At 68.8% G+C, this 1,349-nt stretch carries 1 protein-coding gene; it reads left to right on the top strand.

Annotated elements, in window-relative coordinates:
• The first annotated feature begins 269 nt into the window (after window positions 1–269).
• Window positions 270–1,331: an IS110 family RNA-guided transposase gene (locus DAE25_RS22600; protein ID WP_107768546.1), complete on the top strand. Its 1,062-nt coding sequence runs from the start codon at window positions 270–272 to the stop codon at window positions 1,329–1,331.
• Window positions 1,332–1,349 lie beyond the last annotated feature (18 nt).

Here is a 1,349-nt window from a genome sequence, read left to right as displayed (position 1 = left end):
TCGGCTGACTGTGAGGATTCCCTTCGCAGCCTGATGGTGCTGGGCTGTGGGTTGGCGACTGCGGGTGTGACCCTTCGGCTGACTGGCTTCGTGCCTTTCGCGCGACTTGTCCGCTCGTGGTTGCCGGCCCCGGCCCGGTCGGAGTAGCTGGCCTGATCAGGAGCTTGACCGCCGGGCGTTAACGGCGCCCGACGTGTCTCATCACAGTCCTGCCGAATCTCCGCCCCGGACCGGAAACCACATCCGCTCCCAGGCAAGGAGAGAACGCAATGACCAGTCTGACCGATCTACGCGAGGTGGTCGATGTCGTCATCGGCGTCGACACCCACGTCCACACTCACTCCGCGGCCGTCGTCGACGCTCGAACCGGCGGTGTGCTCGACGAGATCACCGTCGAGGCCACCGCCGACGGCTACGACCAGTTGGTGGAGTTCGCCGACCAGCACGCGGCCCTGCGGGCTTGGGCGATCGAAGGCACCGGCGGTCACGGCGCCGGGCTGACCAGACACCTTGATCGGCGTGACGAGGTCGTGATCGAGCTCGACCGGCCGCAGCGGGCCAAGCGACGCAACGGCGCCAAGTCCGACCCGCTCGACGCCATCCGAGCCGCCCGGGAGGCACTTTCTCGGCCCCGGCTCGGTGGCCCGCGTAGCGGCGGGGACCGTCAGGCGCTGTCGGTGCTGCTGGCCGCGCGGCGATCCGCGGTCAATGCCGCCACCGACGCGCAGCGGCAGGTGTTCAGCCTGGTCATCGCCGCCCCCGAGTCGATCCGGGAGCGGTTCCGCGGCCAGAAGCTCCCCGCGATGGTCAAGACCGCCGCGACCCTCCGGGTCCACCTCTCCTGGGACGTGGAAACCACCACGACCGTCATCGTCCTGCGGTCCCTGGCCCGCCGCGCCCGTGGGCTGGCCGAGGAAGCCGCCGAGCATGAGAAGGCCCTCAAAGCGATCGTGCGGTCCTGGCGCCCCGACCTGCTCGAACAGCTCGGCGTCGGACCGATCGTGGCCGCCACCGTGCTGTGCGCCTGGTCGCACCCGGGACGGATCCATTCCGAGGCTGCCTTCGCGATGCTCGCCGGAGTGGCACCGATCCCGGCCAACAGCGGCCAGGTCACCACCCGATACCGACTCAACCGCTACGGCGACCGGCAACTCAATCGCGCCCTGCACACCATCGTGCTCTCACGGATCCGCTACGACGAGACCACCCGCCACTACGTGGCCCGCCGGACCGCGGAAGGCAAGACCACCCGCGAGATCAAACGCTGCCTCAAGCGCTACATCGCCCGAGATCTCTACCGGCTACTCGAACACCGACCGATCATGGCTTGACGATCCATAGGAGCGTCG

Origin of the sequence: Nocardioides terrigena, assembly GCF_003047265.1 — a bacterium.
Lineage (GTDB): Bacteria > Actinomycetota > Actinomycetes > Propionibacteriales > Nocardioidaceae > Nocardioides > Nocardioides terrigena.
This window is presented reverse-complemented; position numbering and strand designations above follow the sequence as displayed.